This window comes from Natrinema sp. CRL1, assembly GCF_059162405.1.
In genome coordinates, this window is sequence record NZ_JBLVOY010000002.1 from 870,259 (window position 1) to 884,474 (window position 14,216).

Annotated in this window: 14 protein-coding genes; 9 read left to right on the top strand and 5 right to left on the bottom strand. The window is 63.8% G+C overall.

The features are described from left to right. Positions 1–68 precede the first annotated feature (68 nt). From ACJYUO_RS10165 to ACJYUO_RS10180, 4 genes are all read left to right on the top strand, one after another. Positions 69–971: a 5-oxoprolinase subunit B family protein gene (locus tag ACJYUO_RS10165; protein ID WP_494345255.1), complete on the top strand. Its 903-nt coding sequence runs from the start codon at positions 69–71 to the stop codon at positions 969–971. Next, entirely contained in the window at positions 968–1,945 is a 978-nt protein-coding gene (locus ACJYUO_RS10170; protein ID WP_494345256.1) for a 5-oxoprolinase subunit C family protein, read from the top strand. Before ACJYUO_RS10165 ends, ACJYUO_RS10170 begins: the two co-directional genes overlap by 4 nt. 80 nt (positions 1,946–2,025) lie before the next feature. After that, positions 2,026–2,268: an acetyl-CoA carboxylase gene (locus ACJYUO_RS10175; protein ID WP_494345257.1), complete on the top strand. Its 243-nt coding sequence runs from the start codon at positions 2,026–2,028 to the stop codon at positions 2,266–2,268. A 203-nt stretch (positions 2,269–2,471) separates the two neighbouring features. Continuing rightward, positions 2,472–3,233: a LamB/YcsF family protein gene (locus ACJYUO_RS10180; protein ID WP_494345258.1), complete on the top strand. Its 762-nt coding sequence runs from the start codon at positions 2,472–2,474 to the stop codon at positions 3,231–3,233. Between the two features lie 52 nt (positions 3,234–3,285). Here the strand turns inward: ACJYUO_RS10180 and ACJYUO_RS10185 are convergent, their stop codons facing one another. After that, positions 3,286–4,629 carry an acetyl-CoA carboxylase biotin carboxylase subunit gene (locus ACJYUO_RS10185; RefSeq protein WP_494345259.1) on the bottom strand — a complete coding sequence of 448 codons (1,344 nt, stop codon included), beginning with the start codon at positions 4,627–4,629 and terminating at the stop codon, positions 3,286–3,288. A 218-nt stretch (positions 4,630–4,847) separates the two neighbouring features. Further along, positions 4,848–6,179, bottom strand: a complete 1,332-nt coding sequence (locus ACJYUO_RS10190; protein ID WP_494345260.1) for an aspartate aminotransferase family protein — start codon at positions 6,177–6,179, stop codon at positions 4,848–4,850. Between the two features lie 201 nt (positions 6,180–6,380). Between ACJYUO_RS10190 and ACJYUO_RS10195 the strand changes: the two genes are divergently transcribed. Beyond that, positions 6,381–6,872, top strand: a complete 492-nt coding sequence (locus tag ACJYUO_RS10195) for an Lrp/AsnC family transcriptional regulator (RefSeq protein ID WP_494345261.1) — start codon at positions 6,381–6,383, stop codon at positions 6,870–6,872. A gap of 80 nt (positions 6,873–6,952) precedes the next feature. Here the strand turns inward: ACJYUO_RS10195 and ACJYUO_RS10200 are convergent, their stop codons facing one another. Next, a complete protein-coding gene (locus tag ACJYUO_RS10200; RefSeq protein ID WP_494345262.1) occupies positions 6,953–8,350 on the bottom strand; it encodes an APC family permease in 1,398 nt (465 codons plus the stop codon). Between the two features lie 400 nt (positions 8,351–8,750). On the opposite strand from ACJYUO_RS10200, the gene ACJYUO_RS10205 reads away from it, so the two are divergent. Beyond that, a complete protein-coding gene (locus ACJYUO_RS10205; protein ID WP_494345263.1) occupies positions 8,751–9,716 on the top strand; it encodes a PGF-CTERM sorting domain-containing protein in 966 nt (321 codons plus the stop codon). A gap of 408 nt (positions 9,717–10,124) precedes the next feature. After that, entirely contained in the window at positions 10,125–10,352 is a 228-nt protein-coding gene (locus tag ACJYUO_RS10210; RefSeq protein ID WP_494345264.1) for a DUF8149 family protein, read from the top strand. Positions 10,353–10,400: 48 nt separating this feature from the next. On the opposite strand, the gene ACJYUO_RS10215 is transcribed toward ACJYUO_RS10210, so the two are convergent. Beyond that, positions 10,401–10,532: a hypothetical protein gene (locus ACJYUO_RS10215; RefSeq protein ID WP_494345265.1), complete on the bottom strand. Its 132-nt coding sequence runs from the start codon at positions 10,530–10,532 to the stop codon at positions 10,401–10,403. A 183-nt stretch (positions 10,533–10,715) separates the two neighbouring features. On the opposite strand from ACJYUO_RS10215, the gene ACJYUO_RS10220 reads away from it, so the two are divergent. Together ACJYUO_RS10220 and ACJYUO_RS10225 are read left to right on the top strand one after the other, a co-directional pair. Beyond that, complete coding sequence (locus tag ACJYUO_RS10220; protein WP_494345266.1) at positions 10,716–11,159, top strand: hypothetical protein; 444 nt, start codon at positions 10,716–10,718, stop codon at positions 11,157–11,159. 92 nt (positions 11,160–11,251) lie between these two features. After that, positions 11,252–11,656, top strand: coding sequence for a winged helix-turn-helix domain-containing protein (locus ACJYUO_RS10225; protein WP_494345267.1), 405 nt, complete (start codon positions 11,252–11,254; stop codon positions 11,654–11,656). Between the two features lie 5 nt (positions 11,657–11,661). Here the strand turns inward: ACJYUO_RS10225 and ACJYUO_RS10230 are convergent, their stop codons facing one another. Further along, positions 11,662–14,214, bottom strand: coding sequence for a DEAD/DEAH box helicase (locus ACJYUO_RS10230; RefSeq protein ID WP_494345268.1), 2,553 nt, complete (start codon positions 14,212–14,214; stop codon positions 11,662–11,664). Positions 14,215–14,216: the final 2 nt, after the last annotated feature.

The following is a 14,216-nucleotide window of genomic DNA, read 5'->3' on the forward strand; positions in this document are numbered from 1 at the left end:
AACTATGGTAATATTGATCAGGCACCAATATCTATTCATAGTTGAAGTCTGAATTGTCATCGTACAGCATGGACAACGAACGGATCACACCCGTCGACCTTCCCGAACCGCGCTACGAGTACGGGGCGGACGATCACGTATTCGTCGAACTCGCGGAGGAGATGAGTTTTACCGCCAATTTCAAGGCGATGGCGATCACCCAGCAGGTCGCCGAGCGAGATATCGACGGCGTCGTCGAAAACTGTCCGGCGAACGCGTCCTACATGCTCCGGATCGATCCGGAGATCATCCACCCGGACGACCTGATCGCGGAGCTCAAAGAGATCGAGTCCGAAATCGACCTCGAGAACTACGACTGGGAGACGCGTATCATCGACGTTCCAGTGCTCTTCGAGGACCCGTGGACCCACGAGACGCTCATGGAGTTTCGGGATCGCCACCAAGACCCCGATGCGACCGACCTCGAGTACTCGGCGGAGCTCAACGGCTTCGACGATGTCGAATCCTTTCTCGACGCGTTCGTCGGCGCGCCCCATCTGGTCACGATGGTCGGGTTCGTCCCGGGGCTGCCGTGGTGTTTCCAGATGGTCCCCCGGAACCAGCAGTTGGAAGTCCCCAAGTACGTCGAGCCCCGGACGGACACGCCGAGTCGCGCGGTCGGTTTCGGCGGCGCGTTCTCGGTCATCTATCCGGTCCAGGGGGCCGGCGGCTACCAGCTGTACGGCCGGACCCCGATCGAAGTGCTCGACACCGAGCAAACCCTCCCGGACTTCCGCGATTCGATGGTGTTCCCGAACCCCGGTGACATCCTGAACTACAGACGGATCGATCGCGAGGAGTACGACGCGATCCGCGAGGAGGTCGAAGCCGGCACCTACGAGTACACGTACGGAGAAGTCCGGTTCTCACCGGAGGAGTTCTTCGAAGCACCGGCCGAGTACAACGAGCGGCTCATGGAGGTGGTAGAATGATCGAAATCGAAGCGGGTGGCATCGCGAGTACGGTACAGGACCTCGGGCGAACCGGGCACTACCACATCGGCATGCCGCCGTCGGGCGCGATGGACCGCTATGCCCACACGGTCGCGAACTACCTCGTCGGGAACGACGACGACGCGGCGACCATCGAGATGACCTATCAGGGCATCACCGCGACGTTCAAAGAGGACGCCGTGATCGCGATCACCGGTGCCGACATGTCGCCCAGCCTCAACGGCGACCCGATCGACACGTGGGAGACCGTCGCCGTCGACGCCGGCGACGAACTCGAGTTGGCGTTCGCGACCGAAGGGGCGCGAGCCTACCTCGCCGTGGCCGGCGGCATCGACGTCCCCGAGGTGATGGACAGTCGTTCGACGTACACGCTCGTCGGGATCGGCGGCCACGAGGGTCGCGGGCTCGAGGAGGGCGACCAGCTCTCGATCGGAGACGCACCGGACGACCGGCGCGACTTCGTCGGAACGCGAGTCGACGACGATGACATCCCGTCCTACGCGGACGAGGACACCGTCCGGATCGTCCTCGGACTGATGAGCCACCGGCTCACCGACGAGGCCAGAGAGACGCTCTGTGAGTCCGAGTGGACCGTCTCGGCGGAGGCTGACCGCGTTGGCTACCGCCTCGAGGGGCCCGACCTCGAGTTCGAGGAGCGCGAGCAACCCTTCGGCGCGGGAACCGATCCGTCGAACGTCGTCGACCTCGGGTATCCCATCGGATCGATTCAGGTGCCACAGAAGCCGATCGTCCTCATGCAGGACGCGGTCACGGGCGGCGGCTACGCGACCGTCGGGACCGTCATCAGCGCCGACCGCGGGCTGCTCGCACAGCGCCAAACCCACAAGACAGTCACCTTCGAGTCGGTCGATGTCGACGAGGCGATCGACGCGCGCAAAGACCAGAACGCTCGCCTCGAGGCGATCCGAGCGGACATCGAGGGTGAGGAGTAGAGTCAACGAGACGCGAACAGACAGAACGGTAACCAAAACAAAGAATAGATTCGGGACTGAATCCAACACAACCACAACCAATGACAGAGAAAACCACGGTCAAATCGCCGATGCCAGGCATCTTCTACCGACAACCCGACCCCGACGACCCGCCGTTTGCCGAACCGGGAGACACCGTCGAAGCGGGCGACACCATCGGCCTCGTCGAAGTGATGAAGAACTTCCACGATATCGAGGCCGACAGTTCGGGGACGGTCAGCGAGTTCCTCGTCGAGAACGAAGCCGAAGTCGAAGCCGATCAAGCGATCGTCGAGATCGAATAGCGGCGTCGAACCGACTCGCTGGCACAACGAGTCCCGGCCGCCGTTGGCGGCCGGCGAATCGACTCCACTCGAGACGGATTTTCTGGGATCCTGCCGGACAGGAACTAGTCTCTGAAGCTTGACTGAAATGGTATGTGATAACTTTGGATACCATTGGACGAACCGACGGAAGCTATATACTGGATTGTGCTAGAATCTCACCCATGACGGCGATCGATATCAACTGCGATATGGGCGAGAGCTTCGGCAACTGGACGATGGGCAACGACGAGGCGGTCATGCCCTACATCACGTCCGCGAACATCGCCGGCGGCTATCACGCCGGCGACCCGCACGTCATGCGAGAGACGGTCGAGTTGGCGGCCGAACACGACGTCGGCATCGGTGTTCATCCCGGTCTCCCGGACAAAATGGGCTTCGGCCGCCGCAAGATCGATGCCACCCCGGAGGAGGTACGCGACTACGTCGTCTACCAACTCGGCGCGCTCACGGCGTTCGCGCGCCGCCACGGGGCCACCGTCCAGCACGTCAAGCCCCACGGGGCGATGTACTCGATGCTCTCGGAGAGCCCCGACCACGCTCGCGCAGTCATGAACGGCATGCTCGAGGTCGACGACGATCTTATCTACCTCGCAACCGACATGAATATCTACGAGGTCGCACAGGATATCGACGGTCTCCGGGCCGTGTTCGAGGGCTACGTCGATCTGGATTACCGGGCCGACCGCTCGCTGATCGTCGAGCAGGAACTCGCCGACCGCGACCCCGAACTCGTCGCCGATCGGTTCGTCTCGATCGCCACCGACGGCGTCGTGGAGGCCGCAAACGGCGAGGAAATTTCGATCCCCGCCGAGAGCATCTGTATCCACGGCGACAACCCCAACGCCGTCGCGATCCTCGAGGCGATCCACGATCGAGTCGACGAACACGATATCGAGCTCACATCGCTGTCCCAGATCGTCTGAGAGGGGCCGAACGCAGGATCGAAACCATTCTCCCCGTTCTGTCGATCGAACCTTACCCGTCGAGGAGTTCCCGCTCGACGTACTTCGTGGTGTGCTCGTTCGAGACGAATCCGTCGTCCTCGAGAAGCTGCTGGTGGAACGGGATCGTCGTCGGGACGCCCTCGATCGTCGTTTCGTCAAGTGCCCGTTTGCTCCGGGCGATCACCTCGTCTCTGTCCTGGCCGGTGACGATCAGTTTCGCGAACATCGAGTCGTAGAACGGGGCGATCGCGTCGCCCTCGTCGACGCCGTCGTCGACGCGGACGCCGATGCCCCGCGGCGGTTCGTAGGTCGACAGCGTCCCCGGCAACGGCGTGAAATCGTTGTCGGGATCCTCCGCGTTGATGCGGAACTCCATGGCGGCCCCGCGCGAGTCGACCTCGTCTTGGGAGAAGGATAGTTCCTCGCCGGCGGCGACCCGGAGCTGCCACTTGACCAGATCGATCCCGGTGAGTTCCTCGGTCACCGCGTGTTCGACCTGAATCCGCGCGTTGACTTCGATGAAGTAGAACTCGCCGCCCTCGTAGAGGAACTCGACGGTGCCGGCGTTGACGTAGTCCGCCGTGGCCGCCCCGCGGCAAGCGGCCTCGCAGAGGGCAGCGCGCGTATCGTCGTCCAGTACCGGCGAGGGCGACTCCTCGAGGAGCTTCTGCTGGCGGCGCTGAATGCTACAATCGCGCTCGCCGAGATGGCGGACGTTTCCGTGTTCGTCGCCGATGATCTGGACCTCGATGTGGCGCGGGCTCTCGAGGAACTTCTCGAGGTAGACGGTCGGGTTGTCGAAGTAGGCGTCCCCCTCTCGAATCGCCTCCTGAAGCTTCGATTCGATCTGGGACGGTTCGTGGACGATCTTGAGCCCGCGGCCGCCGCCGCCGCCGTCGGCTTTGATCGCGACGGGATAGCCGTGCTCCTCGGCGAACGCCTCGACTTCGTCGGCGGACGTGACCGGGTCGGTCGTTCCGGGCACGATGGGGACGTCCGCCGACTCCATGATCTTGCGGGCTTTCGTCTTCTCGCCGAAATCGGCCATCACGTCGCTGGGCGGGCCGATCCACGCGAACTCGCTGTCTTCGACGTTCGCCGCGAACGACTCGTTCTCGGCGAGGAACCCGTATCCCGGATGAATCGCGTCGGCGTCGGCGGCTCGCGCTGCCTCGAGCAGTGCGTCCTGATCGAGATAGCTGTCTTTGGCCTTCGAACCGCCGATGTGGTAGGCCTCGTCGGCCATGCGGACGTGTTTGGCGTCCTCGTCGGCGTCGCTGTAGACGGCTATCGCGTCGATATCCAGGTCCTTGCACGCCTGAATGATTCGGACGGCGATCTCCTCTCGGTTCGCGATCAAGACTTTTTCGAACACAGTGTAGTGATATGGTCCCTGTCTCCAAATAAAGCTAACTTACTTTCGTATGTTGAACAGCGTTCGACAAACTCTGATCGTCTCGACTGTCGTTCTGTTATTCTGAGACCGAGGATCTGCAGTTCGATTCACACTGGTGTGGAACCGCGATCGGCCCGTATTGAGTGTGGGAGAAACCGCGGTCGATCCACACTCGAGCCAGCTCCGTTCTCGCGATCTCAGGCGACCGTCTCGAGGGCCGCCTCGAGTTCATCGACGGCGTACTGGAGTTGGTCGCGCGAGATGGTCAGCGGCGGCTGGAACCGCATAACGTTCTTGTAGTAGCCGCCGACGCCCATCACGACGTTCGACTCCTCGCGGAGGTACTCGCTCACCGCGGACGCGAGGTCTTTGTCCGGTTTCGGCGCGACGTTCTGTGGCCCCGTCTCGCTCGGGTCGACGAGTTCGACGCCGCGCATGAGTCCGAGGCCGCGCGTCTGCCCGACGACGTCGTACTCGTCCTCGAGGGTCTGGAGTTCTGACTCGAGCCACGCGCCCTGCTCGCTTGCGTTGTCGACGATGCCGTCCTGCAGTTCGTCGATCGTCGCCAGCGCGGCGGCACAGGCGACGGGGTTGCCGCCGAACGTCGAGAGGTGGTCGCCGGACTCGAAGGCGTCCGCGACCTCCGCGGAGGCGGTGAAGGCACCCAGCGGCAGCCCGTTTGCGATGCCTTTCGCCTGCGTCAGGATGTCGGGTACGACGTCGAAGTGGTTGCTCGCGAACAACTCGCCGGTGCGGCCGTAGCCGGTCTGGACCTCGTCGGCGATGAGCAACGCGCCGTGGTCGTGGGCGATCTCCTGGACCCGCTCGAGCCAGCCCTCTGGCGGCACGATGATCCCGGCCTCGCCCATGACGGGTTCGACGACGACCGCCGCGAGGTCCCCGCTCGTATGCGAGCCGATGATCCGCTCGAGTTCCTCGGCACAGCCGGAATCGCAGCCGCCGTCACAGCGCGGACAGCGGTAGCTATACGGCGGCGCGGTGTGGGCAACGTCGTTGAGCGTCGGGGCCATGCCCTTCTTGTAGGCCTTATTCCCCGTCAGCGCCAGACTGCCGAGGGTGCGGCCGTGAAAGCCCATCTCGAGGGCGATGACTTCCTTCGAGCCGGTGTACTTCCGCGCGAGCTTGACCGCGCCCTCCACGGCCTCGGTCCCGGAGTTACAGAAGAAGCTCTTCTGCAGATCCCCCGGCGTCACCTCGGCGATCCGTTCGGCGAGGTCGGCGACCGGTTCGTTGGGGTGGACGTACGAACAGCCGTGGACGAACTCGTCGAGTTGGTCTTTCGCGGCGTCGACGACGGCGTCGTTTCCGTGACCGACGTTCACCACCGAAATCCCGGAGAACACGTCGAGGTACTCGTTGCCCTCGAAGTCCTCGAGCGTACAGCCCGAGGCCCGTTTGACCGGCACGTCGAGCGATTTCCAGATGGGCATCATGTGGTCGTCGTACGCCGACAGGACGGCCGCGTTCGACTCCCGTCCGACGGATGGATCGGTTTGTTGTTCAGCCATTACCCAATGAGTCGAACTACATCCTAATAAAATATGTCTTCAGGAATTCTGTCCCATCCCTAAACCACCGGGGCCCGACTCGCCGATCGCTCGAGCGGCACAGTCCCTCGAGCCGCGATGGTCCCGAACTGCATCCAACGTTTTCCCAACGACGCGACTCACGTTCGAATGTTGTTTATCCGTGTACTCCGTTTCCCGCGTATGGACGAGCGAAACGTTCGCATTCTGCAAGCTATCGCGGAACTCGGAACGGGGAGCCCGGACGAGATCTCGGAGTACACCGACATCCCGAAATCGACGGTTCACTATCGGCTCACGAAACTCAGGGAAAGCGGCGTCGTCACCGACGATCTGTTCGACGTCGACCTCAAGGAATTCGGCCTCGAGATCACGGTGATCACGGAGGTCATCGCGGAGTACGAAGAGCAGTACCACGAGGAGGTCGGCGAAAAACTCGCCGCCATCGAGGGGGTCAATCAGGTGTACTTCACGATGGGCGACACCGATTTCGTCGTCATCGCCCACCTCTCGGGCCGTGAGATGGTCCATCGGCTCATCAGCGACTACGAGGCGATCGACGAGGTCGTCCGAACGAGTTCGCAGTTCGTCGTCGAAACGGTCAAAAACGAGTCCTATCCGCTGAACGACTTCGAACTCGAGACGTTAGTCGAGACCGTCGCCGACGACGAGTAAGCACCCAGCGCACGTTTCTCCGCGAGAACGGTCCGGTCGAGGGTGACGACCCACGGCTGCCCGAGGCCGTCACTCAAGGATTACTTGAGTTCCTCGAGTTCGAGATCCGCCAGCTCGAGGTCGGAGTCGGTCGAGGAGACGCTGTATAGGACCACACCGAGTAGCGCCCAGAGCAGGACGATCGCCCACTCGTAGGGCCAGACGAGCGCCGACGGGCCGCCGGGCAGGTAGAGGCCGATGAACCCGAGCGTCAGGACCAGCCCGGCCGCTCCGAACGCGGACCCGAACGGGAGCTTCAGCGGGCGGTTCAGGTCGGGCTCGCGACGGCGGAGCACGAAGAAGGAGACGACCACGAGGAACCACGCGACGACGAGTCCGAGGCCGCTTGCGTTGACGATCCAGACCAGCATCTGTTCGCCAAACAGTGGGGCGAAAATCGAGAGTCCGCCGATGAGGACGACCGCCGTCGAGGGCGTGTTGTACTCGGGGTGAAGCGTGTTGATCCGCCGCGGGATCATCCCGGAGTCGGCGAGCGCGAAGACGGCGCGACTGGCTCCAAGCAGGAACGAGTTCCAACTCGTGAGGATGCCCGCGAGACCGGCAAGTGCCATGATACGACCGATCAGCTGGCTGCTGAAGATCGCTTCCATGGCCGCGGCGGCCGGCAGCGGACTGTCGACGAGTGCGGAACCGGGCATCGCCTGTCCGGACGCCCAGATGACCGCGATATAGAACACCGCGGCGAGCGTGACCGACGCCGGGATGAGCAGCCCGATGAGCCGGGGTGCGACATCTGCTTCCTCCGCGGATTGGGGGATGACGTCGAAACCGACGAACATGAACGGTGTCATGATCGCGACCGTGGCAACGCCCGCCGTCCCGACGTCCGACAGCGGCGGGTTCGCCTGCGTCTGTCCGTTGAACAGGGCACCGATAACGAGCATGACGCCCGCGAGACCAATGACGAGGGTCAGGAACGTCTGGAACTGTGCCGCGGGTTTCACGCCGCGGTAGTTGAGCGCCGTCATCACGACCGCGCCGAGTCCGCCGACGAGGATCCACGAGGCGTAGACCGGCTCACCGGCCACCGTCCAGAGCTCGAACACGTTGAATCCCGGGACGATGTACGCCATCGCCGAGGGGAGCGCGACAACCTCGAAGACGACGACGCCGACGTAGCCGAGGACGAGCGACCACGTACAGACGAACGACCAGAGCGGCCCGAGCGCCCGGAAGCTGTACACGTGTTCGCCGCCGACGAACGGCATCGCAGAGGCGAGTTCGCCGTATATCAGGCCAACGATACAGACCATGATCGCGCCCACGACGAAGCCGAGGACCGAGCCGGCGACTCCCGCTTCGTCGATCCAGAATCCCGTCTGGATGATCCATCCCCAGCCGATCATCGCGCCGAACGCGAGCACGAAGAGGTCTTTCTTCGTCAGTATCCGCTCGAAGTTATTGCTATCTTCTGCCATACCACTCTCTGTCGAATACCGAGTGTTAAGTTTAACTAAATGCTATTCATTAGGACCGTGTTCTTGTTAGCTATCTTTGTCCGAACATTGTCCAATAATCGGAATTACTGATCGACCAAAACCACGGCACGCGAAGGGGAAACCGTCGGCGAGCTCGAGGCCGTCCCGGTGAGGTCTTTCGGAGCGTAATTGGTATGACCCTATTTCGGAATCCGATAATCACAGAAATGCCCGTCTACTCGGCGTAGCAGCCGTCTACTCCTCGAGTACGCTGCTCATATATAGGGCAGGGAATCGGGTACCTCAGCTCGATGACTAGTACTGTCGAACGACAGTCGTCGTCGCGGAACAGTCACACGAACGATCCTTCGGCAGCCACGGCAGGGTGGGGAGCGTAACCATGGTCGGAGTAGAGACGCTCCGAAAACTGGTCCCCGGCGACCGGCAGCGCCTCCTCGCGGTCGGGTTCGGACTGGCCGTGATCGCGAGCCTCGTTGCAACGGGTGCCGCGGGTGCGTCTGCGGGCGCCGTCGATCCCGATTCGAACGAGTCCGTTTCGGAGGAGGCGTACGTCGAGCCGGCCCCGGAACCGGGCGATCCCTATTTCGAGGCGGCGGCCAGCGACGGTAGTTGGATCAGCTACGAGAACCCGCGCGACGAGTACCGAAACCCGTATCTCGGCGACGGCTCCGGGAAGGTCTGCGTCACGCTGGTCAACGAAGACGGGGACACCGTCGTCGGCGAGTCCGTCCCCAACACGTCCGTGACGATTCCCACGAACGACGTCACGAGCTGGCACTCCAAGGCCGATCCGATGACCGTGCAGTTCCCCATGACCGATCACTACGATCGGCCGCTGGATGCCGACCAGTTCGGCACGAGCCCGGACATCGCACAGGGCGACGGCTACATGGATTCCCACTGTATCGAGCTGCACGGTAATCCCGAGGACGCGACGATCGAATATGGCGAAGCACAAATCAGCGGCGAGAACGCCGACCGAATCGAGGTCGCCGGCTACATCCAACAGATCCCCGAGGGCGACGGCTGGGATACCGACATCGACCCGCTAACCGCCGCGGAATCCTACGAGGAAGCCGGCGGCGGCTGGACCTACGAGACCGAAGCCTCGCACGGCCAGGTCGTCGTCGTCTTGCAACTCGACGGGGCGACCGACGACCGGTCCGATCCCGACGACTCGAGCGGATCGGATTCAGGTACGAACGAGACGAGTGATTCGTCGAACGAAGGCGACCAGCAACTCGAGGAAAGCGAGTCCGGCGATAACGACGAAATGCCCGGATTCGGCGTCCTCGCGGCCCTCGTCGCGCTCTCGGTCGCCGTCCTCGCTCGACGCCGCGGCTAATTCGGTCCGCGAGTCACAGCCGCTCGAGTAATAGCGACCGCTCGAGGTACCGTATCGGGAACCGAGACGAAAGACAGGGAACGGCTACGAGTTGTAGCCGGGAACCATGGAGCTCCTCGCACGTCATGACGGGGCAAAGATCGGGTGGAGTACCCACCGACAGACTGTCGTACCCCCGTCTACCCGACAATTCGATTGGATCACAATAATACTGCTGGCCAATCGGTTCAAAACGCGATGAAACGACCAGAAGATTCATCGAATCGTGGACTGTGGTTGATAATGTATATCGCAATCTGGACAGTCAGTGTTGCTCTATCGGCGCAGTTCTGTACGCATGCAGTCGGTCGACTCGGCGCGCCGTTCGAACCAATTAGGTTTTGACGGTTGGCGCGAGATGCCCGACAAATGACGACCACGAACGAGTCCGACGACGACGTGCCCCGCGTCCCCGTCGTTTGCCCGGCCTGTGAGACGACCTCCCGCGTTCCGCTTGCCGACCTCGCGGACGCCATCGAACGACACAACGACCAACTCCACGACGGCGACGACATCGCCGAAGTCGATCCCGACATCGCCGACCGAATCGCGGACCTCGCCGCGACCGACCTCGGGCTGCTCGAGGATGGCGAGTGACGGAGCATCTGACTGTTAGCACTCTCTGATCGGCCGCTTACCGGCTGGTCATCGGCCGAGGTAGTCGCGAGGTTTCCCGATAAGCGAGCGGGAGGACTGGTCGGTACACTCCCGTTTGGTGACGATCCCGTCTTCGTCGGGCGCGTCGTCGAGTCGAACGTCCGGTCGCTTCGAATCCATACCGACCGACTACGGCGATCGTCGGCACAAGTATTGACCTTGCAATCGTTGCCTGCCGACGAGCGCGATCCCGACCGATCCGAAAATTCCGCCGATATCCGGCTCGAGCGATTATATTTCACTTCATCGTACCGTTAGTTCAGTGAGAAGGCTTATGCTGGCATACTCGACTCTATCCAGTAGATGACGCGGAAGAACGCGACAGTCGACCACGACAGTAGCGGACCCACAGCCGATGCGGACGACCAGACGGCGTCGCCGATCACCGTCGAACCGACCACCGCGACGGCGACGGTCGCGGCGACGCGGACGACCACCACGGACGCCGGCGATGCCGAGGACGCGCTGCCGAACACGCTGACGATCATCGGGCAGGGAACCCCCTCGAGTTTCGAGATCACCGTCGACGGCGAGATCGATCTGGCCGACGACCCGCGAGATGCCGACGCGACAGTCGTGTCGGGAACGACGGTCGAGGGGACGGTCGAGTCCGGAACGGTGACGTTCCGGTTTACCGGCGACCTGACCGACGTCACGTTCGTCGACCGCGGGATCACGGGACAGGAACCGGCGACTACCCCGAACGTCCACGTCGATTACGACGCGCCCGACGGCGCGCAGTCGTAACCGGCTGGCCTCGCGTCACAGTACAGTTCCTCGATCGAGACCGGCGGGCAGCAGTATAAACATACTCCCGGACGGGGTCCGAACGGTCCCGTATGGACGACGACACTCCCGACGCCGACGCGGAGAGCGACACCGGTGTCGAGGCACACCCCGAGATACGGGTCGACGCCGACAGCCATCTCGAGGGCGGCATCACCGTCGAGACGAAAGCCGGTGTCCCGATCTACGCCGACGCCGGGTCGGAAATCGACGCCAGATGGATGGAGAGTGCCGACCGCCGCATCCTCGAATTCATGCAAGAAGAAGACGCCTTCGAGCCGACCCAGATGGACGAGGAAGGGATTTGCCCGGCGAAGTACGCGTCCTACCGGTGTCGCGAACTGACCAAGTACGGCCTGCTGAAGCGCCACATGCCCGGCCTGTACGAGGTCACTGAGGCGGGCGACCGCTACCTCGCGGGCGAGCTCGATCCGAGCGAACTCGAGCCAGAGAGCTGAGCGCGTTAGGAAATCGACGCGGGCGGGCGGCGTTCGCCCTCTGTTTCGTCGTTCGTCTCGAGTGCGGTGCTTCCGTCGATATCGAACTCGCCCAGCAGCGCGTCGATCACGTCCGTCGCAGCGGGCGCGTACAGCGGGCGGTTGTCGTTGCCACAGCGGTCGTCCATCAGACAGGCGGGACACCCCTCGTCGCGCCCGCACGCACAGTCGACCATCAGATCGCGAGCCCGTCGGGCGACCGCCTCGTACTCCTCGTAGATGCGCCGGGAAAAGCCCAACCCACCCTCGATGCCGTCGTAAATGAACCAGCCGCTCGTCCCGGGGGTGTCGGGCAGCCGGTTGGTCGCGAGCCCGCCGAGATCGGCCGCGTCCACGGTTAACTCGAGCGGGGCGACGGCGATCATGGCGTGCTCGACGGCGTGGATCCCGCCGAGATAGCCGTGGAGCCGCGGCGGAAGGTCCTCGCACTCGTCGTTGTGGTAGTCGCTGTGGGCGGCCGTCACCGCGCGCTCGACATCGTCGGGCACCTCGGCCCAGCACAGTTGCGTGCGCATCTCCAGGGGCGGGACGCCCGTCTCGAGTCCGACGGCGCGGACGTCGCCCGAACCGATCTCCCGTTTCATGAAGGTGCCGTGGTGGACCGTGACCGTGCCGTAACCCCAGTTGAGCCGGAACGAGCCGACGTCGCGGGACTCGCGGACCTCGGTGTCGTAGATCGTCGACTGGCGCTGAGACTGCGTGTAGTAGTCGACGTCGACGGGCTCGAGTTCGACGTAGGGTTGCGGGCGATCTTCCCGAAGGTCGACCACTTCGTACTGGTCGCCCCGGTACAGCACCGTCGCGCCCTCGTGGTAGTCCCGATACGCGCGGGCGCGACCGATCGGCTGGTGGTCGAACGACTCCTCTCCGGCCAGCCGGACCTCGAAGTCGTCCCCGCCGGAGGCATAGAGGCTGATCTCGTCCTGTGGCCGATCGCGGTGAGCGTAGGTGACCCCGCCCGCGAGCGAGCCCTCGAAGTCGCCGGTCCGTCGCCCGTACTCGACGGCGCGCTCGAGGCGGTCTCTCCCGCCGAATCGGTCTGCGTCCGCAGCCCGAAGCGGTAGCTCTTGGGCGGCACACCGAAGGTGCTGCAGGTAGACCGGATTGTTCTCGAGATCGACGACCGCGCTTTCCGGCTCCTCTTCGAGGAGGTACTCGGGATGGCGGAGGATGTACTGGTCGAGGGTCGCGTGACTGGGGACGAACACCGAGAGCGCCTCGCGCTCGTCGCGGCCGGACCGGCCGATCCGCTGCCAGAACGACTGGCGCGAGCCGGGATAGCCCAACAGGACGGTGCCGTCGATCCCGCCGACGTCGATGCCGACCTCGAGTGCGCTGGTCGTCGCGACGCCGTCGAGGTCGCCGCTCTTGAGCCGGTTCTCGGTCCCTCTGCGCGATTTCTTGCCGTGGCCAGCGTTGTACGCGGCGAGTTCGGTTCCGCCGCGGGAGGGGAAACTCGAGGTCTCGAGGTACTCCCGTGCGCGCCCGACGGCCAGTTCGGTCTGTTTGCGAGAGTCACAGAACAGCAGCGAGGGGACGCCGCGATCGCAGCAGTGCGCCCAGACCTCGGGGGCCTCGACGGTCGCGGGGCGTTTGCTCGGCGTCCACGCGCTGTCACCGTCGCCATCGCCGTCGCTGTCTCCCTCACCGATACCGCCTCCGGAACCGCTTCCGTCGCCGTCCGCTGGCGGGTCCCAGAACACGAGGTGACGGCGGCCGCTCGGCGAGCCGTCCTCGTCGATCACGGTCGCCGGCTCGCCGGTCAGCGCCCGCGCGTGTTCGGCCGGGTTGCCGATCGTCGCGGTCGTCAGCACGTACTGGGGGTCGCCGCCGTACCAGTCGATCAGTCGGCGGGTCCGCCGGAGGATCCACGCCGCGTGCATCCCGCTGATCCCCGTCCACGCGTGGGCCTCGTCGATCACCAGCAGGTCGCAGTTCGCGTGGAAGTCGGCCCAGCGGTGGTGACTCTCGAGGTACTGATTCACCCCCGCGAAGTTCGTGATGACGACGTTTGCCTCCTCGCGGATGCGGGCCTTCTCCTGTCGTTTCGTGTCGCCGTCGTAGACGCCGACGGTGACCTCGAGTCCGAGCGCGTCGAAGAGGTCGTTCAGTTCTCGCTCCTGATCACGGCTGAGCGCCTTCGTCGGGTAGACGAGCAGCGCCCGCACGTCGGGGTTTTCCCGGAACCGCCGCGCGATATCGAGTCCGTAGACGTAGGTCTTCCCCGAGGAGGTCGAGGTCGCGACGCAGACGTTCTCGCCCGCGGATAGCGCCTCGAGCGCCGCAGCTTGATGGCTCCACGGGTCGACCGCGAGCTTTGCCGCGAGATCGGGCGGCAACACCTCGCGGGCCGGCACGTGATCGGCCGATTCGGCGGACAGCGTAAACCGCTCGCGGTCCTGTCCGCTGTAGCGACTCGAGGGGTAGGTCTCGACCAGTTCCGCGGCGGTCAGCGCGAGGCCGTCCGCCGGGGTGTGATCTCCGCCTGTCGTGGGATTCTCGGTGTCGTCAGGTGGCATAT

Bases quoted from the DNA above. Each gene is read 5' to 3' on its own strand.
- ACJYUO_RS10175 (WP_494345257.1), top strand. From the start codon at position 2,026: ATGACAGAGAAAACCACGGTCAAATCGCCGATGCCAGGCATCTTCTAC.
- ACJYUO_RS10170 (WP_494345256.1), top strand. From the start codon at position 968: ATGATCGAAATCGAAGCGGGTGGCATCGCGAGTACGGTACAGGACCTC.
- ACJYUO_RS10230 (WP_494345268.1), bottom strand. From the start codon at position 14,214: ATGCCACCTGACGACACCGAGAATCCCACGACAGGCGGAGATCACACC.
- ACJYUO_RS10195 (WP_494345261.1), top strand. From the start codon at position 6,381: ATGGACGAGCGAAACGTTCGCATTCTGCAAGCTATCGCGGAACTCGGA.
- ACJYUO_RS10220 (WP_494345266.1), top strand. From the start codon at position 10,716: ATGACGCGGAAGAACGCGACAGTCGACCACGACAGTAGCGGACCCACA.
- ACJYUO_RS10190 (WP_494345260.1), bottom strand. From the start codon at position 6,179: ATGGCTGAACAACAAACCGATCCATCCGTCGGACGGGAGTCGAACGCG.
- ACJYUO_RS10200 (WP_494345262.1), bottom strand. From the start codon at position 8,350: ATGGCAGAAGATAGCAATAACTTCGAGCGGATACTGACGAAGAAAGAC.
- ACJYUO_RS10205 (WP_494345263.1), top strand. From the start codon at position 8,751: ATGGTCGGAGTAGAGACGCTCCGAAAACTGGTCCCCGGCGACCGGCAG.
- ACJYUO_RS10210 (WP_494345264.1), top strand. From the start codon at position 10,125: ATGACGACCACGAACGAGTCCGACGACGACGTGCCCCGCGTCCCCGTC.
- ACJYUO_RS10215 (WP_494345265.1), bottom strand. From the start codon at position 10,532: ATGGATTCGAAGCGACCGGACGTTCGACTCGACGACGCGCCCGACGAA.
- ACJYUO_RS10180 (WP_494345258.1), top strand. From the start codon at position 2,472: ATGACGGCGATCGATATCAACTGCGATATGGGCGAGAGCTTCGGCAAC.
- ACJYUO_RS10165 (WP_494345255.1), top strand. From the start codon at position 69: ATGGACAACGAACGGATCACACCCGTCGACCTTCCCGAACCGCGCTAC.
- ACJYUO_RS10225 (WP_494345267.1), top strand. From the start codon at position 11,252: ATGGACGACGACACTCCCGACGCCGACGCGGAGAGCGACACCGGTGTC.